The 23,081-nt window shown below is 32.1% G+C and carries 22 protein-coding genes and 1 pseudogene; 17 read left to right on the top strand and 6 right to left on the bottom strand.

Going from position 1 to position 23,081, the window contains the following annotated elements; all coding sequences use genetic code 11:
• Window positions 1-807 (bottom strand): glycogen/starch synthase, encoded by an 807-nt coding sequence (locus tag R2808_RS03150; RefSeq protein ID WP_371269500.1) that lies wholly within the window; start codon window positions 805-807, stop codon window positions 1-3.
• A gap of 109 nt (window positions 808-916) precedes the next feature.
• On the opposite strand from R2808_RS03150, the gene panC reads away from it, so the two are divergent.
• From panC to R2808_RS03090, 12 genes and pseudogenes are all read left to right on the top strand, one after another.
• Window positions 917-1,762 carry a pantoate--beta-alanine ligase gene (gene panC, locus R2808_RS03145; RefSeq protein ID WP_371269499.1) on the top strand — a complete coding sequence of 282 codons (846 nt, stop codon included), beginning with the start codon at window positions 917-919 and terminating at the stop codon, window positions 1,760-1,762.
• A gap of 57 nt (window positions 1,763-1,819) precedes the next feature.
• The gene (gene panD / locus R2808_RS03140) at window positions 1,820-2,170 is read left to right on the top strand and encodes an aspartate 1-decarboxylase (RefSeq protein WP_371269498.1); all 351 of its coding nucleotides are present in this window, start codon (window positions 1,820-1,822) and stop codon (window positions 2,168-2,170) included.
• Between the two features lie 2 nt (window positions 2,171-2,172).
• Complete coding sequence (locus R2808_RS03135) at window positions 2,173-3,135, top strand: YbhN family protein (RefSeq protein WP_371269497.1); 963 nt, start codon at window positions 2,173-2,175, stop codon at window positions 3,133-3,135.
• Window positions 3,136-3,173: 38 nt separating this feature from the next.
• On the top strand, window positions 3,174-4,379 hold the full coding sequence (locus R2808_RS03130; RefSeq protein WP_371269496.1) for an alpha/beta hydrolase: 1,206 nt from the start codon (window positions 3,174-3,176) through the stop codon (window positions 4,377-4,379).
• A gap of 3 nt (window positions 4,380-4,382) precedes the next feature.
• Complete coding sequence (gene radA, locus R2808_RS03125) at window positions 4,383-5,744, top strand: DNA repair protein RadA (RefSeq protein ID WP_371269495.1); 1,362 nt, start codon at window positions 4,383-4,385, stop codon at window positions 5,742-5,744.
• A gap of 1 nt (window position 5,745) precedes the next feature.
• Window positions 5,746-6,696 (top strand): 2-hydroxyacid dehydrogenase, encoded by a 951-nt coding sequence (locus tag R2808_RS03120; protein WP_371269494.1) that lies wholly within the window; start codon window positions 5,746-5,748, stop codon window positions 6,694-6,696.
• A pseudogene (locus tag R2808_RS03115) lies at window positions 6,693-7,088 on the top strand (VOC family protein). Before R2808_RS03120 ends, R2808_RS03115 begins: the two are co-directional and overlap by 4 nt.
• A gap of 43 nt (window positions 7,089-7,131) precedes the next feature.
• The gene (locus R2808_RS03110; protein WP_371269493.1) at window positions 7,132-7,470 is read left to right on the top strand and encodes a TM2 domain-containing protein; all 339 of its coding nucleotides are present in this window, start codon (window positions 7,132-7,134) and stop codon (window positions 7,468-7,470) included.
• Between the two features lie 3 nt (window positions 7,471-7,473).
• Entirely contained in the window at window positions 7,474-7,878 is a 405-nt protein-coding gene (locus tag R2808_RS03105; protein WP_371269492.1) for a DUF2752 domain-containing protein, read from the top strand.
• A complete protein-coding gene (locus tag R2808_RS03100; RefSeq protein WP_371269491.1) occupies window positions 7,875-8,321 on the top strand; it encodes a hypothetical protein in 447 nt (148 codons plus the stop codon). The genes R2808_RS03105 and R2808_RS03100 overlap by 4 nt, the downstream gene beginning before the upstream one ends.
• On the top strand, window positions 8,305-9,108 hold the full coding sequence (locus R2808_RS03095) for a M48 family metallopeptidase (RefSeq protein WP_371269489.1): 804 nt from the start codon (window positions 8,305-8,307) through the stop codon (window positions 9,106-9,108). Before R2808_RS03100 ends, R2808_RS03095 begins: the two co-directional genes overlap by 17 nt.
• A gap of 428 nt (window positions 9,109-9,536) precedes the next feature.
• Window positions 9,537-9,917, top strand: a complete 381-nt coding sequence (locus tag R2808_RS03090) for a M48 family metalloprotease (protein ID WP_371269488.1) — start codon at window positions 9,537-9,539, stop codon at window positions 9,915-9,917.
• Window position 9,918: 1 nt separating this feature from the next.
• Here R2808_RS03090 and R2808_RS03085 read toward each other — a convergent pair whose 3' ends face one another.
• Window positions 9,919-11,703, bottom strand: a complete 1,785-nt coding sequence (locus tag R2808_RS03085; protein WP_371269487.1) for a GNAT family N-acyltransferase — start codon at window positions 11,701-11,703, stop codon at window positions 9,919-9,921.
• Window positions 11,704-11,870: 167 nt separating this feature from the next.
• Between R2808_RS03085 and R2808_RS03080 the strand changes: the two genes are divergently transcribed.
• The 3 genes from R2808_RS03080 (at window position 11,871) to R2808_RS03070 (ending at window position 14,269) form a co-directional block, all read left to right on the top strand.
• Window positions 11,871-12,632, top strand: coding sequence for an exodeoxyribonuclease III (locus R2808_RS03080; RefSeq protein WP_371269486.1), 762 nt, complete (start codon window positions 11,871-11,873; stop codon window positions 12,630-12,632).
• Window positions 12,633-12,642: 10 nt separating this feature from the next.
• Window positions 12,643-13,608, top strand: a complete 966-nt coding sequence (locus tag R2808_RS03075; protein ID WP_371269485.1) for an OmpA family protein — start codon at window positions 12,643-12,645, stop codon at window positions 13,606-13,608.
• A 160-nt stretch (window positions 13,609-13,768) separates the two neighbouring features.
• Window positions 13,769-14,269 (top strand): nuclear transport factor 2 family protein, encoded by a 501-nt coding sequence (locus R2808_RS03070; protein WP_371269484.1) that lies wholly within the window; start codon window positions 13,769-13,771, stop codon window positions 14,267-14,269.
• A 3-nt stretch (window positions 14,270-14,272) separates the two neighbouring features.
• Here R2808_RS03070 and R2808_RS03065 read toward each other — a convergent pair whose 3' ends face one another.
• Window positions 14,273-15,223, bottom strand: coding sequence for an NAD-dependent epimerase/dehydratase family protein (locus R2808_RS03065; RefSeq protein WP_371269483.1), 951 nt, complete (start codon window positions 15,221-15,223; stop codon window positions 14,273-14,275).
• Window positions 15,224-15,360: 137 nt separating this feature from the next.
• Here R2808_RS03065 and R2808_RS03060 point away from each other — a divergent pair, with 137 nt between their 5' ends.
• Together R2808_RS03060 and mfd are read left to right on the top strand one after the other, a co-directional pair.
• Complete coding sequence (locus R2808_RS03060) at window positions 15,361-16,047, top strand: hypothetical protein (RefSeq protein WP_371269482.1); 687 nt, start codon at window positions 15,361-15,363, stop codon at window positions 16,045-16,047.
• A 31-nt stretch (window positions 16,048-16,078) separates the two neighbouring features.
• The gene (mfd, locus tag R2808_RS03055) at window positions 16,079-19,393 is read left to right on the top strand and encodes a transcription-repair coupling factor (RefSeq protein WP_371269569.1); all 3,315 of its coding nucleotides are present in this window, start codon (window positions 16,079-16,081) and stop codon (window positions 19,391-19,393) included.
• A gap of 296 nt (window positions 19,394-19,689) precedes the next feature.
• Here mfd and R2808_RS03050 read toward each other — a convergent pair whose 3' ends face one another.
• The 3 genes from R2808_RS03050 to R2808_RS03040 are packed head-to-tail and all read right to left on the bottom strand — an operon-like array spanning window position 19,690 to window position 23,044.
• Entirely contained in the window at window positions 19,690-20,913 is a 1,224-nt protein-coding gene (locus tag R2808_RS03050) for a murein hydrolase activator EnvC (protein WP_371269481.1), read from the bottom strand.
• Between the two features lie 8 nt (window positions 20,914-20,921).
• Window positions 20,922-21,692, bottom strand: a complete 771-nt coding sequence (locus tag R2808_RS03045) for a DUF4292 domain-containing protein (RefSeq protein ID WP_371269480.1) — start codon at window positions 21,690-21,692, stop codon at window positions 20,922-20,924.
• Window positions 21,692-23,044 carry a tetratricopeptide repeat protein gene (locus R2808_RS03040; protein WP_371269479.1) on the bottom strand — a complete coding sequence of 451 codons (1,353 nt, stop codon included), beginning with the start codon at window positions 23,042-23,044 and terminating at the stop codon, window positions 21,692-21,694. The genes R2808_RS03045 and R2808_RS03040 overlap by 1 nt, the downstream gene beginning before the upstream one ends.
• Window positions 23,045-23,081 lie beyond the last annotated feature (37 nt).

The following is a 23,081-nucleotide window of genomic DNA, read 5'->3' as shown; positions in this document are numbered from 1 at the left end:
TTACAAAACTTCTTTTTTTATAAAATTAGTATATACTTCTGCAACAGAATCTTTCGGCGTGAAAGGTAAAAAAGGTTTTTGGGATGTTTCTATATATTTTGTTAAAGTTGGATTTAAATTTTCTGAACCTATTACAACCGCATCAGAATGGTCAATGGTTAGTTTCATTAAGTTTTCGTATGATGCTTCGGTAATAGCCTCTACAGCTTCTTGCGACACGTTATCGAACGCTAATTTTTCTTTCATTGATGCGTCTAAACTTCCTTCGAAACCCAAATTGTAAACCGATGTAACAATTTTGGTATCGGCAAAAATACCTTCGTTTTTGTAATAGTGTTTTAAATAAACCGGAAGTAATGCTGCTAACCATCCGTGTATATGAATAACATCGGGTACCCAATTTAATTTTTTTACGGTTTCTACTACTCCTTTTGCAAAAAAGATGGCGCGTTCATCATTATCTGGAAACAAATTTCCTTCTTCATCAGAAAACGTAGCTTTTCGTTTAAAATACTCATCATTATCAATAAAGTAAACTTGTATCCTTTCTTTAGGAATAGAGGCTACTTTTATAATTAATGGCATATCCATATCGTTTACCACCAAGTTCATTCCCGATAAACGAATAACTTCGTGCAACTGATGTCTGCGTTCGTTGATATTTCCATATCTTGGCATAAAAATTCTAATTTGTCCACCAAGATCGTTAATCATTTTTGGGTATTCGTATGATTGAATTGAAACTTCATTTTCTGCCAAATACGGCACTACTTCAGATGATACATACAATATCCTCTTATCTTCCATAATAATTATGTTACGTAATTTTACAACTAAAAAACACGCAAAATTACAAAAAATTTATGGATTTTTTTAACAAAATCGTAAGTTTGCTTATTATTATAAATAATATGTAATGCGTATTGTAAACAAAAAAGAAGATTTAATTTCTTTACTAAAATCAATTTCACCAAATAACAGCAGTGTTGGGTTTGTACCCACAATGGGCGCTTTACACGACGGGCATTTATCTTTACTAAGAAAATCGGTACAAGAAAATACGCAAACAGTTGTAAGTATTTTTGTAAACCCAACGCAGTTTGACAATAAAAAAGATTTAGAAAAATATCCTAGAACATTAGAAGCTGATGTAGCTAAAATTAAAACCGTAAGTTCTTCCATTATTATATATGCACCTACTACTGAAGACATCTACGGTAAAAATATTATTTCGGAAAACTTTAGCTTTGATGGTCTAGAAAACCAAATGGAAGGCAAACACAGAAAAGGTCATTTTAATGGTGTTGGAACCATTGTAAAACAATTGTTTGAAATTGTTAAACCCAATAAAGCTTATTTTGGCGAAAAAGACTACCAACAACTGCAAATTGTAAAAAAATTAACTAGTAAATATAAAATTCCTGTTGAAATAATAGGTTGCCCTATTTATAGAGAGCCAAACGGTTTAGCTATGAGTTCTAGAAACGCTAGACTTTCTAAAGAAGCACAAGAAAAAGCAAGTGTTATATACAAAACTTTACAAAAAGCTAAAACTTATTTTAAAAAGCATTCTGCTAATGCTACCATAAAAATGGTTGAAAAAGAATTTGAAAAACATCACGATTTTAAATTAGAATATTTTGAAATTGCCAATGAAAAAAATCTTTTACCTTGTAAACGAAAAACTAAAAACCAAAAATATAGAGGTTTTATAGCGGTTTATATTGAAGGTGTACGATTAATTGACACTATTTCGTTTTAAAAAAACCGTTTTTAAACATTTTGCTCTATTTTAAACATAAATAATTACCTTTGCCAAATGCAAATTCAAGTAGTAAAATCGAAAATTCATCGTGTTACCGTTACAGGTGCCGATTTGAATTATATAGGAAGCATAACCATTGACGAGGCTTTAATGGAGGCTTCTAACATTATAGAAGGCGAAAAAGTTCAAATTGTAAATATAAACAATGGCGAACGATTAGAAACCTATGCTATTAAAGGTCCTCGAAACACCGGCGAAATTACACTTAATGGTCCTGCTGCTAGAAAAGTACATCGTGGCGATATTATTATAATAATTTCTTATGCCACTTTAGACTTTGAAGAAGCTAAAAGTTTTAAACCAACATTAGTTTTCCCTAACGAAAAAGACAACTCATTAACCTAAAATTGAGTAAAAAACTTAAAAATAGTTTAAGCATTGTACTCCCAATACTACTGGGCGTTTTTTTAATTATTTACACCTACAATTCTTTTACAAACGAGCAAATAACAAAAATGAAAAGTTATTTTGTTCACGCAAATTATTTTTACGTTACACTTTCGGGTATTTTAGCTTTTATTGGTTATCTTTTGCGAGCTTACAGATGGCGCTACACACTAGAGTACGTAGGTTATCCATCTGATTTTAAATTTAATTTAGTTGTTATTAGTATTTGTTATTTTTTAAATTTAACCATTCCGCGTTCGGGCGAAGTTTCTAGAGCTGCATTACTTTCAAAGTACAAAAACGTTCCTTTCGACAAAGGTTTTGGCACTATAATAGCCGAAAGAATTATCGATTTTATTGTTTTACTTTTTTTCATTTTTATAGCCGTTGTTTTAGAATTTTCTACTTTAAAAAACTTTTTATTAGAATATATTCCTATTAAAAATTTATTAATTATAGGTTTTATAGGTTTTTTATTAGGATTAATAACATTATACTTGTTTCTTTATTCTAAATTTTCTTTAGTTTTAAAAATTAAAGAAAAAATTGCTGGCTTTACCCAAGGTATTTTTAGCGTTTTTAAAATGCCAAATAAGTGGCCTTTTTTCTTACAAACTATTTTAATTTGGATTACCTATGTTTTAATGTTTTACGCTGTAATTTACGCACTAGATGAAACCCGAATTATTTCTTTTGGCGCTGTAATTGTTGCATTTGTAATTGGCAGTTTAACTATTGCGTTTACAAATGGTGGTTTTGGCTTTTTTCCTATTCTTATTGCTAAAATTTTAGTACTTTATGCTATTCCCGAAGAAGCAGGAAACGCATTTGGCTGGATTGTATGGACATCTCAGCTTGTTTTTACAATACTCTTTGGCGGTATTTCATTTTTAATTCTCCCTACTTTTCGTACAAAGAATTAAATTAATTAGTATATTGCTAAATAAATACAAAGAAAAAGATGAAAAAAATTTTAGTATTCTTAATGAGTTTTATATTTGGTATAACGCATGCACAGTCGTTTGTAGAAACTATTAATTCTGAAAAGCTAAGCGCACCTAGAGAAGTTAAAATTACACTGCCACAATACTACGAACAAGACACCAAAAAGAACTATCCCATTTTAATTATTTTAGATGGAGGCTATCTTTCTTCTTCGTTTACGGGTGTTTTAGAATATGGTAATTTTTGGGACGATTTGCCCGAAATGATAGTAGTAGCAATTAACCAAAATGGCGAACAACGGTTTATAGATAGCGAATACGACGAAGAAAAAGGAATTCCTCTAGGAGAAGGCTCTGCCTTTTTCGAATTTATTGGAATGGAACTTATTCCTTACATCGAAAAAAAATACAGAACACAACCGTTCCGCGTAATTGCAGGCCACGATACTACAGCTGGTTTTTTAAATTTTTATCTCTATAAAGACGATCCTGTTTTTAACGGATACATTTCACTAGCACCCGAACTAGCACCCGAAATGGAAACTAGAATTCCGAATAGATTAGCTGTTATTTCTAAAACCATAATGTATTATCAAGCATCTGGCGAAGGCGACATCGAAGAATTGCGAAACAGAGCAAATACACTTGATCAAAATATAAAAAATATTTCAAATAAAAATTTGCGCTATCAGTATGACGATTTTAAAAAAGCAACACATTATTCGTTAGTGCCACAAGCTATACCGCAAGCTTTATATTTTATATTTGATGGTTACCAACCAATTTCAATGGTTGAATACCAAGAAAAAATAGCACCTCTAAACAGTGGTTTTACACAATATTTAATTGACCGATACACACATTTAGAAGAAAAATTAGGCTTAAAAGTAAAACCTCGCTTAACCGATTTTAAAGCCATTGAAGCCGCAATTTTAAAAAATAAAAAATACGACGAGTTGTTAGAACTTTCAAAATATGCCGAAAAAAATTATCCAAAAACAACTTTGTCTGTTTTTCACGAAGCTTTATATCTCGAAAAAACAAAACAGTACAAAAAGGCAATGAAAACCTATAAACACGCTTTTACTAGAGAACCCATACGCGAACTTACTTTAGAATATATGATTGACCGATCTGAAGCTATTAAAAACTTGCAAGACGAAGCGGCAGAAGAACCCGAAAAAACAGAAGAAGAAAAAACAGAAGACAAAGGCGAAGAATAACACATGAGTAAACTAAAAACTGCTTTTTTCTGTCAAAAATGTGGTACTTCTTATTCTAAATGGCAAGGCCAATGTTATGCCTGCAAAGAGTGGAACACTATAGCTGAAGAGATTATTCAGAAAGAAGAAAAAACGGCTTGGAAAGAAACTGATGTAAAAAATACTAAAGTTGCCAAACCGCTATTAATTAAAGAAATTGACACTACACAAGAAATCCGTTTAAACACTACTGACGGAGAACTTAACCGCGTTTTAGGCGGCGGATTAGTGCCAGGTTCATTAACGCTTTTAGGAGGCGAACCAGGTATAGGAAAAAGTACGTTATTACTTCAAATTTCCTTAAAACTTCCTTTTAAAACGCTTTATGTTTCTGGAGAAGAAAGTCAAAAACAAATAAAAATGCGAGCCGAACGCATTTTGCCCAATAGTGAAAACTGTTACATATTAACAGAAACCAAAACGCAAAATATTTTTAGGCAAATTGCAGAAATGCAACCCGAAATTGTAATCATAGATTCGATACAAACCTTGCATACCGACTACATTGAATCGTCTGCAGGTAGCATTTCTCAAATACGTGAATGTACTGCCGAATTGATAAAATTTGCTAAAGAAACCAACACACCTGTAATTCTCATTGGACATATTACCAAAGATGGCACCATCGCTGGTCCAAAAATCTTGGAACACATGGTCGATACGGTGCTGCAATTTGAAGGCGATCGCAACCATGTTTATCGCATTTTACGTTCGTTAAAAAATCGATTTGGTTCAACTGCCGAACTCGGAATTTATGAAATGCTAGGAAGTGGTTTACGTGAAGTTGAAAACCCATCAGAAATTTTAATTTCGCATAAAAATGAAGAATTATCGGGTACTGCTATTGCATGCACTTTAGAAGGCATGCGCCCGTTAATGATTGAAATTCAAGCACTCGTAAGCACAGCGGTTTATGGCACACCACAACGTAGCACTACTGGCTACAATGCCAAGCGCCTCAATATGATTTTGGCAGTTTTAGAAAAACGTGCTGGTTTTCGTTTAGGCACTAAAGATGTTTTTTTGAATGTAACTGGTGGCATTTCGGTAGATGATACCGCAATTGATTTAGCAGTTGTTGCTTCAATTTTATCATCAAACGAAGATATAGCCATTGAAGAAGGATTTTGTTTTGCAGGAGAAGTAGGATTATCTGGGGAAATTCGCCCCGTAAATAGAATCGACCAACGTATTCAAGAAGCAGAAAAATTGGGTTTTACCACTATATTACTTTCTAAATACAATAAAATTTCATTAAAAAACACCAAAATTAAAGTGGTTTTGGTTTCAAAAATTGAAGATGTTGTAAGCGAATTATTTGGATAAAATGAATACAAAAAAAATTCTCCATATCGATAGCAACCATCCCGTTTTATGGGATTCGTTAAAAAAATTAGGTTTTCAAAACGATGCCGATTATACTTCATCAAAAGAAGAAATCGAAGCAAAAATTGAAAATTATCAAGGTATTATCATTAGAAGTCGCTTTAAAATTGATAAAACATTTATAGATAAAGCCAAAAACTTAGAATTTATTGCTCGTGTTGGCGCAGGTTTAGAAAGCATTGATTGTGAGTATGCCGAAAGTAAAAACATTTACTTAATAGCAGCACCTGAAGGCAATCGCAATGCTGTTGGCGAACACGCTTTAGGAATGTTGCTTTCACTTTTTAACAACCTCAACAAAGCCGACAAAGAAGTAAAAAAAGGGCTTTGGCAACGTGAATCTAATAGAGGTTATGAACTTGATGGAAAAACTATTGGTATTATTGGTTATGGTAATATGGGAAAAGCCTTTGCTAAAAAACTTCGTGGTTTTGATGTTAACGTTTTATGTTATGATATTTTACCTAATGTTGGCGATGAAAATGCAAAACAGGTTTCACTAACAGAATTACAACAAAAAGCCGATGTGTTGAGCTTGCATGTGCCGTGGACAGAAGTTACTGACAAAATGGTAAACACAAATTTTATTAATCTATTTAAAAAAGATTTTTGGCTTCTTAATTTGGCACGCGGAAAATGTGTCGTTACAGCCGATTTAGTGAATGCTTTACAAACTGGCAAAATAAAAGGTGCTGGTTTAGATGTCTTAGAATATGAAAAACTTTCGTTTGAAAATCTATTCGACGAGAATACAAATAATCCAGATTTCGATTATATAAGAAATGCCAACAATGTTTTACTAACACCTCATATTGGCGGCTGGACATTTGAAAGTCATGAAAAACTAGCACAAACTATTGTCAACAAAATAAAGAAATTATATAAATTATGAGTACAAATAATCCAAAACGCGTAACCGGAATTGGTGGTTTTTTCTTTAAAAGTAAAAATCCAGATGTTTTAAAAGATTGATAAAAAACACCTTGATTTTAATACTGATGCCTGCGGTGCTACTTTTTGGTGGAAAGACCAAACCGGTAAGGATTGCTCTATACAATGGAGCCCTTTTAAAGATAATACAAATTATTTTTATCCTTCATAAAAGAATTTATGCAAAATCTTCGTGTGGAAAATTTAGAATGCCTTTTAGATTTTTTTTTAGAAGAAGGTGTAACAATTGTAGGCGAAATGGAGACTTACGAATACGGAAAATTTGCTTGGATTTTAGACCCTGAAGGCAATAAAATAGAATTGTGGGAACCAATAGATGAAGCTCTAAAATAAAATAGTATATTCGCATTATTAAATTTAACATAAATTAACACAAATGGATTCACAAAAAGTAGATATGTTTATGATGACCAATGCAAAATTTTTTGAAGGACATCATTTAAATGCTATTAGAGAACGACTTTTAAAACTAGATGAAAGTAAGTGGCCAATGGTACAAATGGCACAGTTTAAAGACCCAACTACAGCACTTTTAATTTCAATTTTTGCAGGTGCATTAGGTATCGATCGTTTTTATATAGGCGATACCGGTATGGGTGTCGGTAAATTACTAACATGTGGTGGTTTATATGTTTGGATGATTGTTGACTGGTTCTTAATTCAAGGAGCAACAAAAGAAAAAAACATGGAAACCTTTAACCGCTTATTTATGTAATACATGAAAAAAAACAAGTTGTATTTCTTTTTGTTATCGGCTTGTTTTTTAGGTTTTTGTTGGTTGTATTTTGCTATTCATTACGAAAAAAACAATACAACTTCGGTTTGTTTTATAAAAAACACAACCAGCATTCCTTGTCCGTCTTGTGGTAGCACAAGAGCTGTTTTAGAACTAAGCAAAGGAAATATTGTTAATGCTATTTTAATTAATCCGTTTGGATTGTTCATTGCTTTAGGATTACTATTAATTCCTTTTTGGATATTAATTGATATGCTACTAAAAAAAGACTCGTTTTATCAATTGTATCAAAAAATCGAAAAAATTATTCAAAAAAAACCAATTGCTATTATTCTTATTATCTTAGTACTACTAAACTGGTTTTGGAATATAAAAAAAGGCTTATGATTACCAATACATCATTTTATTACAAACCTTACGATTCCGAAATGGAACGTGCTTCTAATAGTTATTTAATGTCGTTAGTAGCCGTTGTAGCGGGTTTGCCCATTCCTATTATAAATCTTTTTGCTACAGCATTTTTTTATTTAGGCAACCGAAAAAGTACTGCCTTTGTAAAATGGCATTGCACTCAAGCTTTACTTTCGCAACTGTTTTTATTTTTCTTTAATAGTTTTGGCTTTTGGTGGACAGTCAGTATTGTTTTTAACAATGAAAAAGCATCTAATTATTATATTGCTTATATTTTTACACTCATCTTTTTTAATTTAGTCGAGTTTATTACTACTTTAATTTTGGCTACACGAGTACGAAAAGGAATTCATGCCGAAATGTATTTTTTTGCCGATGTTACTAATTTAATTTGTAAAACCAATGAGTCACAGCAGTAACGCACTTAGTAAAGGAATAGTAGTTGTAGCCACTTTTTTTGGTATGTGGTTTGCTCTTTCGCAAATAAATTTTAGAGGTATTTTTAAAATTGATCATGCCGTAAATGCAACCGAAAAAGGCTTAGGCGAAATTATTTGGAACGAAATTGAACGAACTGAAACCATTATTTACGATAAAGATATTGTAAACACTTTAGATTCATTATTAATTCCGCTTTGCAAAAAAAACAATATCGAAAAAGACAGCTTAAAAGTATATGTTATTCAAAAAGATGAAATAAATGCCTTTGCTTTACCCGATAATTATTTAGTAGTTTATTCTGGTTTAATTACCGATTGCAAAAGCGAAGAAGCGTTACTTGGTGTTTTAGGACACGAAATTGCGCATTTAGAAGAAAACCACGTAATGAAAAAATTATCGAAAGAAATTGGTTTTTCGGTTTTAATGTCGATGACGGGAAGCAATGCACAAGTTATAAAACAAGCCGTACAGACATTGAGTTCGTCTGCTTACGACCGATCTTTAGAACGCGAAGCCGATATGAAAAGCGTAAACTATATGCTTGTTGCCGAAATTGACCCCAAACCGTTTATTGATTTTATGTACGATTTATCGTTAAAAACCGATAATTATGCCATTACTGAATGGGTTTCATCGCACCCCGAATCGGAAGAACGCGCACAGTATATGCTAAACTTTATTAAGAATAAAAAAATAAAGTCAAAGAAAATTCTATCGGAAGAAGAATGGGAAAATTTTAAACAAAAGGTAAAGGATAGTGAGTAGTTGTCGTAAGTTATAGTTGAAGGTAAATAAATCAGGAATAAGACATATAAATGAATACAGAAAATAAATCCGAAATAACTCATGGAATCGCTATTGCATCAGAAAAAGCACTCAATTTTGTTGAAAAAATTAATTGCTGGTCCATTATCGGAGGGAACAGGAATTTTGCATTGACAAAGTCAACTATTGGAGATTTAAAAACAGAATAAATATAATTTTGAAAGCAAAAGATCATTTAAGAAATAAGGAATAAAAATTCCAAAAAAATCCCAATAAAAGACTTAACAACTTTATTAGAATATGCTTCTTTTGAGGAGGAAGAAATTATGCAAGATAGCTGGGCAAAATTATTAGCTAACACTTTAGACCCTAAAAAAATCAATTTGATGCTTGTCATATTTTTAGTCAATTATTAGAAAAATCATGTAATGAAAAAACTTTCGAAAGAAATTGGTTTTTCGGTATTAATGTCAATGACGGGAAGCAATGCACAAGTTATAAAACAAGCCGTACAGACATTGAGCTCGTCTGCTTACGACCGATCTTTAGAACGCGAAGCCGATATGAAAAGCGTAAACTATATGCTTGCTGCCGAAATAGACCCCAAACCGTTTATTGATTTTATGTACGATTTATCGTTAAAAACCGATAATTATGCCATTACCGAATGGGTTTCAACGCACCCCGAATCGGAAGAACGCGCACAGTATATGCTAAACTTTATTAAAAATAAAAAAATAATATCAAAGAAAATTCTGTCGGAAGAAGAATGGGAAAATTTTAAACAAAAGGTAAAGGATAATCAGTAGATTATCCTTTTTCTTTTCGTTCTAATTCAGCTTGAAATTCTTCCATTACCGGTTTTACTGTGCTTTCGGGTAAATCGGCAATTTTAATATACATTAAACCATCAACCGCATTATTAAACAGCGGATCAACATTAAAAGCTATTACTCTAGCATTCTGCTTAATGTATTTCTTTATCAATACGGGCAAGCGCAAATTACCTGGTTCAACTTCATCAATAATTTTGTCAAATTTATTTAAATCAGCTTCCGTTTCATTAAACACAAAATCTTTATCGGCATCTTTAAGCTTTACTTTGTACTCTTGTTTTGGGCGTACATATTGTGCAATATATGGGTCGTAATAGTGCGATTTCATAAACTCAATCATTAACGATTTTGAGAAATCGGAAAATTTATTGCTTATGCTAACGCCGCCAATTAAGTATTTGTGCTCAGGATAGCGAAGTGTTGTATGCACTATTCCTTTCCACAATAAAAATAACGGCATTGGTTTTTGTTGATACGACGAGCAAATAAACGCCCGTCCCATTTCAATTGATTGGCTCATCATTTGAAAAAGTTCAGAATCAAATCGGAACAATTCGTGCAAATAAAAACCGTCTATACCGTGATTTTTATAAATTTCATTGCCCAATCCCATTCTGTATGCACCTGCTATTTGCTGGGCTTCCTCATCCCATAAAAACATATGGTGGTAATAATTGTCGTACTTGTCCAAATCGATAGATTCGTTAGTACCTTCGCCTACTTCTCTAAAGGTAATTTCACGTAAACGACCTATTTCGTGCAGTATATTTGGGATTTTATCAGATGTTACTAAAAAAACCTCATAATTTTTACTTTGCAACAAACGATAATCACCTTTTCGCACTTCTTCAATCTCTTGCAGAATTTGCTCGTGATTAGCTGGTTTTGCAATTTGTTTTGGCGGTTTTGCTATAGCGTTTACTGTTGTTTTTTGTTCTTCTTCAAAAACATTAGAAAGCATATACGTTTTTCGACGTAAAAACTCGCCATATTCTTCTATAGTTTGGTGTTCATTTTGTTCGGCAACCAAAATAGGTTTCCCAATACGAACTTTTATTACGCGCTTTTTTTGAGTAAGCAATTCGCTTGGTAATTTTGCCGTACGCAACGTATCATTTAATTTTGATAAAAAATAAAATAATTTACTGTTTTTGGCGTGAAAATAAATAGGCACAACAGGAACTTCGGCTTTCTTAATAATTTTAATTGCACTTTCTTCCCATGGTTTATCAACTACTAATTTGCCGTCTTTATAAGTAGATACTTCTCCTGCCGGAAACATACCTAGTGGTTTTCCATCGGCCAAATGGCGTAATGTTTCCTTTAAACCTGAAACGCTAGATTTCACATCTTTTCGGCTTTCAAAAGGGTTAACAGGCATAATATAAGGCTTCATAGGCTCTATACGATGCAATAAAAAATTAGCAATTATTTTAAAATCGGGCTCTCTTTCGAGCATTAATTTTAACAATAAAATGCCGTCTATACCACCAAGTGGATGGTTGGATATAGTAATATATGGCCCTTCTTTGGGCAAGCGTTTTAAATCTTCTTCGGGTATTTCAAATTTAATTTGAAATTCATCTAAAATAGCATTTAAAAAAGCAACATCTTTTAAATACTTATTTCGATCGTATATTTTATTAAGCGTCGAAATCTTTAAAACCTTCATCAATAACCAACCTGAAAAGGTTCCAAAAATTCCGTATTTGTCTGTATTTATAGCTTTTGCTACTTCTTTGGCTGTTACTAAACCCATTTGCATACTATTTGCACGAAAAACAAATATAGTAATTCCTACGAATTTTTAATCGTTTATTGTATTTTTTGATTGTAATTATATATGTTAAAAGGTTCTAAAAAAGAAGCCTATTTTTCTGTTTTGCCTTTACTTTTTATTACTTTTGAGCAAATTCAAAATGTAAAATGAAAATAATTTCATACAACGTAAATGGAATACGAGCCGCCATTAATAAAGGATTTTTAGAATGGTTGCAGCAAGCCAATCCTGATGTTATTTGCCTTCAAGAAATAAAAGCGACTGAAGATCAAATTCCGAAGTTAGAAATTGAAGCAGCGGGTTATCCGTATCAATATTATTTTTCTGCAAAAAAAAAAGGCTATAGTGGCGTTGCTATATTGTCTAAAACCGAACCAAAAAATGTAGTTTTTGGTACAGGAATCGATTATATGGATAAAGAAGGTCGTAATTTACGTGCCGATTTTGAAAATGTTTCCGTAATGAGTTTGTATTTGCCGTCTGGCACTAATATTGACCGTTTAGAACACAAATTTATGTATATGGACGATTTTCAAAACTATATTAACAATCTAAAAAAAGAGGTTCCTAATTTGGTTATTTGTGGCGATTATAATATTTGTCACGAGGCCATTGATATACACGATCCTATTCGAAATGCAAAAGTTTCGGGCTTTTTACCTGAAGAACGTGCTTGGCTCGATGGTTTTATAAAAAGTGGATTTATTGACACGTTTCGTTTTTTAAACAAAGAACCACACAATTACAGTTGGTGGAGTTACCGAGCCAATGCCCGAAACAACAACAAAGGCTGGCGAATTGATTACTGCTTAGCAGAAGAAAACTTGAAACAGCGAATTAATCGTGCTTATATTTTGCCCGAGGCCAAACATTCGGACCATTGTCCTGTAGTAGTAGAACTTAATTAAATAGAATAATATGATACGTAAAATTGCCTTTGCTATAGTAGTTTTAAGCTTAACTACATCTTGTGTTTCTAAAAAAATCTATCAAGATTTAGAAAACAAATATGCCGATTTAAAAAAAGAACGCAATGCTTTAGCCGATGAAAACGAAACGTTATCGCAAACAAAAAATCAGCTTGAAATTGATCGAAATAATTTACAATCGGAATTGGATAAAACCAAAACGGAACGCGATAAATTAGCAAATGATTTTGCGGCTTCGCAAAAACGTTTTGAAACCTTAAAATCGTCGTATGATGCGCTTGAAAAAAACAGCAACGATGCTTTAGCTAATAACATGAAGCAAAACCGTGAATTATTAGCAGAACTTGATGCAAAACAAAAAACATTAACTGCTGAACAAGAACGTTTAAACAAATTAAAAAGCGACTTAGAGGCTTCTTCTACCCGATTAGCCGAACTAGAAAAAATGATAGCCGATAAAGAAGCCACTATGCAAAAACTGAAAGAAACTTTATCGAAAGCCTTAAACGCTTTTGAAGGCAAAGGATTAACCGTTGAAAACAGAAACGGAAAAGTATATGTGTCAATGGAAAACAAATTACTTTTCGAATCGGGTAGTTGGACAGTTGGCTCCGAAGGTAAAAAAGCGGTAAAAACCTTAGGCAATGTTTTAGCAGAAAACCCAGATATATCAGTATTAATTGAAGGTCATACCGATAACGATAAAATAACCGGAACTATTGGTGGCGGTATTGAAAACAACTGGGATTTATCTACCAAACGCGCAACTGCGATTGTTAACATTTTAAGTGATAATAAAAAAATTGACAAAAAAAATCTCACTGCTGCTGGTCGAAGTGAATTTGCTCCTTTAGCCACTAATGACACCAATGAAGGCAAGGCAAAAAACAGAAGAATTGAAATTATCTTAACACCTAAATTAGATGAAATTTCTAAAATGATGAGTGAATTGTAATTTCATTAAAGATTGTAAAGCTGTCTAGAAAGTCTTTGTCAAGCTGAACTCGTTTCAGCTTCTAAAATGTTTTAATCAATTTTAGATTCCGAAATAAATTCGGAATAACAAAATCAAAACTTTTTCGACAGCTTTTTTTATATTTGAATAAAACCAATCCATGAAAAAATTAATTTTCTTACTCGCAATAGTTCTTTCAAGTTGCTCTTCAACAAAAGATATCACTTCAGAAAAAAATAGCATTAACCAACTTTTAGACAATTGGCACGAAGCAGCTGCAAATGCTAACTTTGATGACTATTTTGATGCAATGGCTGAAGAATCGATTTTCATTGGAACCGATGCTACTGAAAACTGGAATAAAACTGATTTTATGGCGTTTGCAAAACCCTATTTTGATAAAGGAAAAGCTTGGCATTTTACACCACTAGAACGAAACATCTACTTTTCAAAAGATGGTAAAACTGCTTGGTTTGACGAATTATTAAACACACAAATGAAAATTTGCAGAGGAAGCGGAACGCTTGAAAAAATTAACAATAAGTGGAAAATTAAACATTATGTGTTATCTATGACAATTCCTAATGAAACTACCAATGAAATTATAAAAATAAAAGCACCTATTGAAGATGCTTTAATTAAAAAGTTGCAAATGAAATAAAGCCTAATTAAGTTGCTTTTTTAAGTTTGTAATCATTTCGGTTGTTGTATTTTTTAAATCAAAATCATTTTTCCAACCCCAATCTTCTCTGGCAGAAGTATCATCAATACTCGCTGGCCAACTGTCGGCAATTTTTTGGCGAAAATCGGGTTCGTAAGCAATTGTAAAATCAGGATAATGCGTTTGTATTTCTTTGGCAATTTCTTGAGGTGTAAAACTCATTGCCGATAAATTATACGACGAACGAATTTTTATATTTTCGGTTGGCGCTTGCATAATTTCAATGGTTGCTTTTATAGCATCATCCATATACATCATAGGCAAAGCCGTATTTTCAGACAAAAAACAAGTAAAATTTTCATAATTAATTGCTTTATGGTAAATATCAACGGCATAATCGGTTGTTCCACCGCCAGGTTCTGTACTCCAACTAATTAAACCTGGATAGCGAATACTGCGCACGTCTACTCCATATTGTTTGTTGTAATATTCACACCATCTTTCCCCACATTGTTTTGAAATTCCATACACGGTAGTGGGCTCCATAATAGTATATTGTGGCGTATTGTATTTTGGAGTTGTTGGGCCAAAAACCGCAATACTTGAGGGCCAAAAAATCTTTTTAATTTTTCCTGCTTTGGCTAAATTTAAAACATGAAATAGCGAATTCATATTTAAATCCCATGCAAATGCTGGGTTTTTTTCAGCAGTTGCCGAAAGTAAAGCCGCCATTAAATATACATCGGTAATTTTATAGTGTTCTACTAAATGCTGAATTTGATTGTAATCTAATGCGTTAATTACTTCAAAAATGCCGTTGTTTACTACATCATTGTTCAATTTTCTAATATCAGAAGCAATTACATTATCAACGCCGTAGGTTTCGCGAAGTTTTAACGTTAATTCGGTGCCAATTTGACCACAAGCACCAATAATTAATATTTTGGGGTTCATTATTGTGTTGAATTTATACCGCAAATATAATTGATTTTTACTTACGCAAACGTTTTTTATAAGCTATTCACAACTAAACTATTTTATAGTATTTTCTTAACAGAAACATTTGTATTTTTGCTTTAGATTTCAAAAAAATGCGATATTTAATAAGTTTACTTAGTAGTTTATTTCTTTTTCTTTCTTGTAACGATTCGAAAGAAAATAATTTAACTCACGAAAAAACAAAACAAATTCAAGATTCTGTTTTTACTACCATTTCTAAAAACTGGTCGTTTGTTTTTCCAAAAACAAATCCTGAAATTGAAAATGTTTTAAGTAGTTGGAAAGAATGGCATCAATTTCAAAATGAATTAGAGCAAAAACCAAAAACGTCTTTGCTTGCTTTTCAAATGAAAATTGAAAATGTTTCAAACCGTTCCGATAGTTTGTATTTAAGTATTCCCGAACGGTTTAATAATCCTCAAGTACGAAGCAGAATGATTACACTGAGCACACAACTTAACTCGCTTAATACTTATATGCACGTGCAAGATATTCCGCAAAAAAAAGTTAACCAACTTATTAAAACGGTAAACGAAGAAATTAATAGTGTATATCGTCAAATGGAAGAAGTTGTTATAAAAGAACGAATTCCTATGGAAATAGGCGAAGAAAATATGATTCGTGCACTCGACACTACACGATTAGCCAATGCCAAATCGTTTGAAGAAAATTTATTAAAAACCGATTCTGTAGATAACAATACCGGCAACAAATTATTGCCTCCACGGAAAAGACAATTACCTAAAAAACCATTACCCAGCCAATTAAAAAGTGAGTAAACCTGACATTCTTCAATACTATCAAAACAATATAACCGTAAATTTAATCGCCGAAACATTTCGTAACCGAAGCAAAGTTGCAGTTTCGGGTATAACGGGTTCATCATTGTCATTTATTACAACTGCTTTGTTTCAAAAAAGTGAATTACCTTTTTTATTATTGTTTAACGACAAAGAAGAGGCAGCCTATTATTTGAACGATTTAGAGCAATTGATAAATAAAGATGATGTGCTTTTTTATCCAGGTTCGTATCGTCGGCCGTACCAAATTGAAGAAACTGATAATGCCAATGTATTATTACGAGCCGAAGTTTTAAACCGAATTAATTCACGAAAAAAACCAGCTATTATTGTTTCGTATGCAGAAGCTGTTTTTGAAAAAGTTGTTACAAGAAAAGAATTAGAAAAAAATACATTAAAAATTTCTGTTGCCGATAATTTATCTATTGATTTTATTAATGAAACCTTGTTTGAATACAATTTTAAACGGGTAGATTTTGTAACCGAACCAGGAGAATTTTCGGTTCGTGGTGGAATTATAGATGTGTTTTCATTTTCGAATGATAACCCATACCGAATTGAATTTTTTGGCGATGAAGTAGATAGTATTCGTAGTTTTGATGTAGAAACACAACTTTCTATTGAAAAACTGAAAAAAATCAGTATTATCCCAAATGTTGAAAATAAACTTTTAGAAGAAAATCGAGAAAGTTTTTTAGAATATATCAACGAAAAAACCGTACTATTCATTCAAAATACAGAATATTTAGGGCAACAACTCGATAAATTATTTGACAAAGCTAATGAAGCTTTCACAAAATTATCTGCCGATATAAAGCATGCTAAACCTGAAGAATTGTTTGTAAATCAAAAAAGTTTTTTAAAAAAAGCTTTAGATTTTTCGGTTGTTGAACTTGGAAAAAACAATCTTTTTAAAGCAGATAAGCAATTTGAATTTCACACGTTGCCGCAACCTTCATTTAATAAACAATTTGATTTATTGCTAAATAATTTAAGTGAAAATCAATTTAACGGTTATACCAATTATTTGTGTTGTTCTAATGATAATCAAGCCAATCGTTTTCATGATATTTTTGAAAGTATTGATGAAGAACAACACGAATCGGTTCGAAAAAACTACAAAACCATCGTGCTTCCTCTTTATCAAGGATTTATTGATGAAGAAAATCGCATTGTTTGTTATACCGATCATCAAATATTTGAACGTTATCATAAATTCAACATAAAAAACGGCTATTCTAAAAAACAAACCATTACACTAAAAGAATTAACTGCTTTATCAGTAGGCGATTACGTTACGCATATTGATCATGGTATTGGTAAATTTGGTGGGTTGCAAAAAATAGATGTTGAAGGTAAAAAACAAGAAGCTATAAAATTAGTGTATGCCGACAATGACATTGTATACGTTAGCATACATTCGCTACATAAAATTTCGAAATACAACGGAAAAGATGGAGCGCCACCCAAAATTTACAAACTCGGAAGTAGCGCTTGGAAAACGTTAAAACAAAAAACCAAAGCTCGTGTAAAACATATTGCATTTAATCTTATTCAATTGTATGCAAAACGCCGCTTGGACAAAGGTTTTTCATTTGCGCCCGACAGCTATTTACAAAAAGAATTAGAAAGTTCGTTTATTTATGAAGATACACCCGATCAAATAACCGCTACTGCCGATGTAAAAGCCGATATGGAAAATGATCGTCCTATGGACCGCTTAGTATGTGGTGATGTAGGGTTTGGAAAGACGGAAGTAGCTATTCGTGCAGCTTTTAAAGCTGTTGACAATGGAAAACAAGTTGCGGTTTTGGTGCCAACAACAATTTTAGCGTATCAACATTATCGTACTTTTTCTGAACGTTTAAAAGAAATGCCTGTTACAGTTAATTATTTAAACCGATTCAGAACCGCAAAACAAAAATCGGAAACATTAAAAGCACTTGAAGAAGGTAAGGTTGATATAATAATTGGCACCCATCAATTGGTAAATAAAAATGTGAAATTTAAAGATTTAGGTTTATTAATAATTGATGAAGAGCAAAAATTTGGTGTAAACGTAAAAGACAAACTCAAAACCATTTCTACCAATGTTGACACCTTAACGCTTACGGCAACGCCAATTCCGAGAACGCTTCAGTTTTCGTTAATGGCGGCACGTGATTTATCGGTAATTACTACGCCGCCGCCCAATCGCTATCCTATTGAAACGCACGTTATTCGTTTTAATGAAGAAGCCATTCGCGATGCTATTTCATATGAAATTCAACGTGGTGGACAAGTCTATTTTATCAACAATCGTATTGAAAACATAAAAGAAGTTGCCGGAATGATTCAGCGCTTGGTTCCTGGTGCAAAAGTAGGTATTGGTCATGGGCAAATGGATGGAAAAAAGCTAGAAGAATTAATGCTCGCTTTTATGGAAGGCGAATTTGATGTGTTGGTTGCTACTACCATTGTAGAAAGCGGTTTAGATGTGCCCAATGCCAATACTATTTTTATCAACAATGCGAATAATTTTGGTTTATCCGATTTGCATCAAATGCGTGGTCGCGTGGGAAGAAGCAACAAAAAAGCATTTTGTTATTTTATAACGCCACCCTATTCCGCTATGACTGATGAGGCCAGAAAACGCATTACTGCTTTAGAACAATTTAGCGACCTAGGTAGTGGTTTTAATATTGCTATGAAAGATTTAGAAATTCGTGGTGCTGGCGATTTGTTAGGTGGTGAGCAAAGCGGATTTATTAATGAAATTGGTTTTGAAACCTATCAGAAAATCATGAATGAAGCTATAGATGAACTGAAAGAAAATGAATTTAAAGATTTATATGAAACCGAAAATAATATTGAAACCAAAGAATTTGTAAAAGACATTCAAATAGATTCTGATTTTGAAATTCTTTTCCCAGATGAATACATCAATAATATTAGTGAACGATTAAGTCTTTACAACGAGTTAGGCACTTTAAAAACTGAAGAAGAACTAGAACGCTACGAACAAAAACTAATAGACCGATTTGGTGCTTTGCCAAAACCTGCATTAGCGCTTTTAAATAGCGTTCGTATAAAATGGAAAGCATCTGCTATGGGAATTGAGAAATTGGTTTTAAAACAAGGTAAAATGGTGGGTTACTTTATTAGCGATCAACAAAGTGATTTTTATCAAAGCAACCGATTTATGAAAGTGTTACAATTTGCTCAGCACAACGGTAACATTTGTAAAATAAAAGAAAAGCAAACTAAAAATGGATTGCGCTTATTGCTTACATTTGATAATGTAAAAAGTGTGAATAAAGCGTTGGAGTTACTGAAGGGGTTTTAAGGAATTATGCCAATTAAAATCATAATACTAATAATCACAAAACCAACCCAATAAAATATCCTTTTAATTTTTATAATTCGATTATTGTTATCGATAAAAAATTTAATCGGTTGTTTATCGATGTTCTCAAAATTGTTTTTTTTGTGAAAATTTATTGAACTATTTATAATATATGGAACAGCAAATCTATTCCAGAAATAGATTACTATAAAAATAAATAAAACTAAAATTAACTTTTCTACAACTACCATAAATTAATTAAAAAAAATGCAAATTTCTTCACAGAGCTTATTAATTTACATATTATAAATCCAACTTTGTGGGTTTAAGGTGGTCGTATTTTGATTGATATAAAACTTTAAAACGGCTTTACCCGAACTATCGGTATGAATTTTACCAATATTTTGTTTAATAGTTACCTTGTCGCCTTCTTTTACTAAAACCGTGTCGAGGTTGTGGTAAATGGTAATAAAATCGCCGTGTTGTATATATACCGTTTTTCGGTTGCTTCCTTTTAAAAGTTGTACACGCAATACCTCGCCATCGAAAACTGCGCGAGCATAAGTGCCCGATTCGGCAGCAACTTCTACACCGTTGTTAATATGTGTAACGCCTTTGTATATAGGATCGGCATAGTTACCAAAACCTTGTTGCAAATAGCCTTTTTCTACTGGCCAAGGCAATTTTCCTTTGTTGGCTTTAAAATTATCGGAAACTATTTTACCTTCGGCAGTTAGTTCAAACTTTGAGGTTGATGTAGTTTTTGTTCCTGTTTTTGCTGCATTTTTTTTGTTTGCAGCCGCAATAGCTTCGGCAATTAATTTTTTAATTTGTGCATCTACGGCTTTTGCTTCATTTTGTTTCTTAGCTATTTCTGCCGAGTATTTCTTTTTGTTTTTTTGAAGTTCTTTTACTAAACCTTCTTGTGTTTTTCGTTGGTTTTCTAGTTCTTGTTTTTCTGTTTCGTTTTCGGTAATAACTTTTTCTTTTTCTTTTTTGTTAGCTTCTAATTTGGTTTTAGCTAGTGTAAGCTGTTCTTGTTTTGCTATAATTTCGTCGCCTTGCATTTTTCTAAAATCGGCATATTGCTTCATATATTGAATGCGTTTGTAGGCTTGTAAAAAACTTTGCGAAGAAAGTATAAACATTACACGGCTTTTTTGATTTCGGCTTTTGTACGATTTTACAATCATATTTGCGTAATCGTCTTTTAACACTTTTAATTCTTTTGTTAGCTTGTTAATTTTGAGTTGCGTAGTGTAAATATTGTCTTCTATTAACCGTTTTTGTTTTTCGGTTGTGGTAATTAACTTTTCGCTTAATTTAATTCGAGCTTTTTGCTCGTATAATTGAACCAATGCCGATTTCTCTTTTTTGTTTTCTTCGTTATATAATTTTTTAAATGCGGCTATTTCTTTTTGTATTTGGGCTTTTTGTTGCTCTAGTTTTTCTTGTTTAGAACCTTGCGCAAATAAAGAAATAGTTGCTAAAAAAAATAAAATTGATAAATATTGCTTCATAAAGAAAACTATTTTATTTGTATTTCTTCGTATCCGTTAGGAATAGAAAATGAGGTGTTTAAATTTTCATCAAAGGTAATACTCTTATATTGTATTTCAATTTTTACTTCGTTTTTTTGTTTGGCTTCAATACTAACTTCGTTTGGAAAAAAAGAATTGTTTTGGTTGGAATATGATGCGTAATTTAGACCTAAACTTCTGTTTTCGAGTGGCTGTGTAATTGTTTCTTTTTTTAATAAATAATTAGCCGCTTCAAAATAAAATTCTTTCTCGGTAGTGGTTTTATTTTTTTCGGTTACTTTATACATTCCATCAACAATTGTAGTTAGGTATTTTTGTTTTGTTAAATTGTCTGTTGGTTCGCCAATAAATATATTTTGAACTTTATTAAAATCTAAATCGGTACCAAGCCAAGTACTTATTAGTTCGTAGTTGCCATCGAAAAAAGTATTGTTTATTTTTTCGTAATAGCTAACTTTTGTAGGTGTTAGCAACGCTTTAGCTACGGGAAAACCTAGCAGTTTTACGTTTATCCAAATAATTTCGTTTCTTTTTATGCGAATATCTGCCGAAACATTTTGAGTTTGCTTGGCATCGGAATATTTTGCGCTTGCTCGTATATTTACTGTTTCAAACTTTTTTTCATTAGCATAATGCTTTTGAATTACTTCTATAGCGGTAAGTTCTTCTACAGCTGTATTTTCGGTAACTATTTTGGTTGTTTTACAAGCCGCAACTAGTAGAACAACACAACTTATAAAACAGATTTTTTTTAGCATTACTGGGTTAATTCGTTAATTTTATTAGTATGATATTGCAGTTTGGCCTTGTTTCCTAATTGCTCATACGCATTAGCCAATTCGTTATGAAAATAAAGTTCAAGTTTTGGGTTTTCAATTACAAATTCTAATCCCATTTCTAAATATGTTATAGCTTGTTTAGGCTTGTTTAATTTATTTTGAGCCAAGCCTGCATAATAGTAAACTTGGGGTTGCGCTGGAAAACTATCGAGAAAAATTTGGCTCTTGTGTGCTAATTCATCATATTGCTTGCTGTTTGCTAAATTATTGAGCAATAAATCGATACTTTCCCAATCGTTTGGGTTTATTGTTAGTGCTTTTTCGAGAAATAATGCGGTTTTTTCATAATTTCTTTTAGTGTAATAAAATTTTGCTACTTCTTTAGCTACGTTTATTGAAGTATCTTCGGATAGTATATCTACTGCTTTTTCTAATTCGGCATCGTATTGTATGGCATCTGCCGAAAATATTAAAAATTCATTTAAAAATTTATGCTTTAGATTTGTGTTTATCGATTTGTTTTCAATTATTGTTATAAGTTCATTTGCCGCGGCTTTACCATTGCTTTCGCTTATATAAAACTTGAATAAGCTAATAGATGCCCACTTTGAAGTTGGAATTTCTTTTGCCAGTTGTTGGGCAACAGCTATTGCTTTATCTTCTTGGTTTTGTTGCGAATAAAAAACCATTAAATCTATATAATTTTGTTCAACTTTTGGATTTGCTTTTATGGCTTTTTGCAATGTGTTTTCGCTTTGGTTTGAACCAGCATAAGTGGTTTGTTCTAATTTTAATTTATAATATTCCATTGTTGCGCTTAAAACACTTGTTTTTTCCATTTCGTTAAGTAGTTTTTGCGCTTCTTCTTTTTGATTGGTGTACATATACAATGACACTAAATCTTCTCTCATATTAGAATCGAATGCAATTAGTTTTTTTACAATTTCAATTGATTTTGGATAGTTTTTAGTAGCATAATACACATCGTACAATCCGTTCCAGTACCAACGTTCTTCTGGGTTTAAATCTACTGCTTTTTGAAAAGCTTGTTCGGCTTCTATATACTGTTTTAAATCGAGTTTGTTTTTGCCTAATTCGTAATGAAAAGCAGCGTTATTAGGTTGTTTTTCAATACATTTTTGGATAGCATTTGAAGCTCGGTCGTAATTTTCGATAGCGCGTTGTTGTAGCGAATAATAAAAATTATTTTCTAACTCATTATCTAGTAAAGCTATTTCTTCTGGATTTTGATTTTCCTGAGCAAAAAGAGTGGTTTTATAACCAAAGGTTATGAAAAACACCATAAAAGTTATGAAAAGACTCTTTCTCATGTGTTAATTTTTTAAATTTTTAGATTCTGAACAACGT

It is taken from the genome of Flavobacterium sp. (assembly GCF_041392005.1).
GTDB lineage: Bacteria > Bacteroidota > Bacteroidia > Flavobacteriales > Flavobacteriaceae > Flavobacterium.
The sequence above is the reverse complement of the archived record's forward strand: the minus strand, read 5'-3'. Positions and strand labels throughout refer to the sequence as shown.

Coding starts and splice junctions, on each gene's coding strand:
- R2808_RS03105 (WP_371269492.1), top strand. CDS start 7,474: ATGAAAAAAAACAAGTTGTATTTCTTTTTGTTATCGGCTTGTTTTTTA.
- radA (WP_371269495.1), top strand. CDS start 4,383: ATGAGTAAACTAAAAACTGCTTTTTTCTGTCAAAAATGTGGTACTTCT.
- R2808_RS03060 (WP_371269482.1), top strand. CDS start 15,361: ATGCGATATTTAATAAGTTTACTTAGTAGTTTATTTCTTTTTCTTTCT.
- R2808_RS03150 (WP_371269500.1), bottom strand. CDS start 807: ATGGAAGATAAGAGGATATTGTATGTATCATCTGAAGTAGTGCCGTAT.
- R2808_RS03100 (WP_371269491.1), top strand. CDS start 7,875: ATGATTACCAATACATCATTTTATTACAAACCTTACGATTCCGAAATG.
- R2808_RS03065 (WP_371269483.1), bottom strand. CDS start 15,223: ATGAACCCCAAAATATTAATTATTGGTGCTTGTGGTCAAATTGGCACC.
- R2808_RS03070 (WP_371269484.1), top strand. CDS start 13,769: ATGAAAAAATTAATTTTCTTACTCGCAATAGTTCTTTCAAGTTGCTCT.
- R2808_RS03090 (WP_371269488.1), top strand. CDS start 9,537: ATGAAAAAACTTTCGAAAGAAATTGGTTTTTCGGTATTAATGTCAATG.
- R2808_RS03075 (WP_371269485.1), top strand. CDS start 12,643: ATGATACGTAAAATTGCCTTTGCTATAGTAGTTTTAAGCTTAACTACA.
- R2808_RS03130 (WP_371269496.1), top strand. CDS start 3,174: ATGAAAAAAATTTTAGTATTCTTAATGAGTTTTATATTTGGTATAACG.
- R2808_RS03080 (WP_371269486.1), top strand. CDS start 11,871: ATGAAAATAATTTCATACAACGTAAATGGAATACGAGCCGCCATTAAT.
- R2808_RS03085 (WP_371269487.1), bottom strand. CDS start 11,703: ATGGGTTTAGTAACAGCCAAAGAAGTAGCAAAAGCTATAAATACAGAC.
- R2808_RS03050 (WP_371269481.1), bottom strand. CDS start 20,913: ATGAAGCAATATTTATCAATTTTATTTTTTTTAGCAACTATTTCTTTA.
- R2808_RS03120 (WP_371269494.1), top strand. CDS start 5,746: ATGAATACAAAAAAAATTCTCCATATCGATAGCAACCATCCCGTTTTA.
- panC (WP_371269499.1), top strand. CDS start 917: ATGCGTATTGTAAACAAAAAAGAAGATTTAATTTCTTTACTAAAATCA.
- R2808_RS03095 (WP_371269489.1), top strand. CDS start 8,305: ATGAGTCACAGCAGTAACGCACTTAGTAAAGGAATAGTAGTTGTAGCC.
- R2808_RS03110 (WP_371269493.1), top strand. CDS start 7,132: ATGGATTCACAAAAAGTAGATATGTTTATGATGACCAATGCAAAATTT.
- R2808_RS03040 (WP_371269479.1), bottom strand. CDS start 23,044: ATGAGAAAGAGTCTTTTCATAACTTTTATGGTGTTTTTCATAACCTTT.
- R2808_RS03045 (WP_371269480.1), bottom strand. CDS start 21,692: ATGCTAAAAAAAATCTGTTTTATAAGTTGTGTTGTTCTACTAGTTGCG.
- panD (WP_371269498.1), top strand. CDS start 1,820: ATGCAAATTCAAGTAGTAAAATCGAAAATTCATCGTGTTACCGTTACA.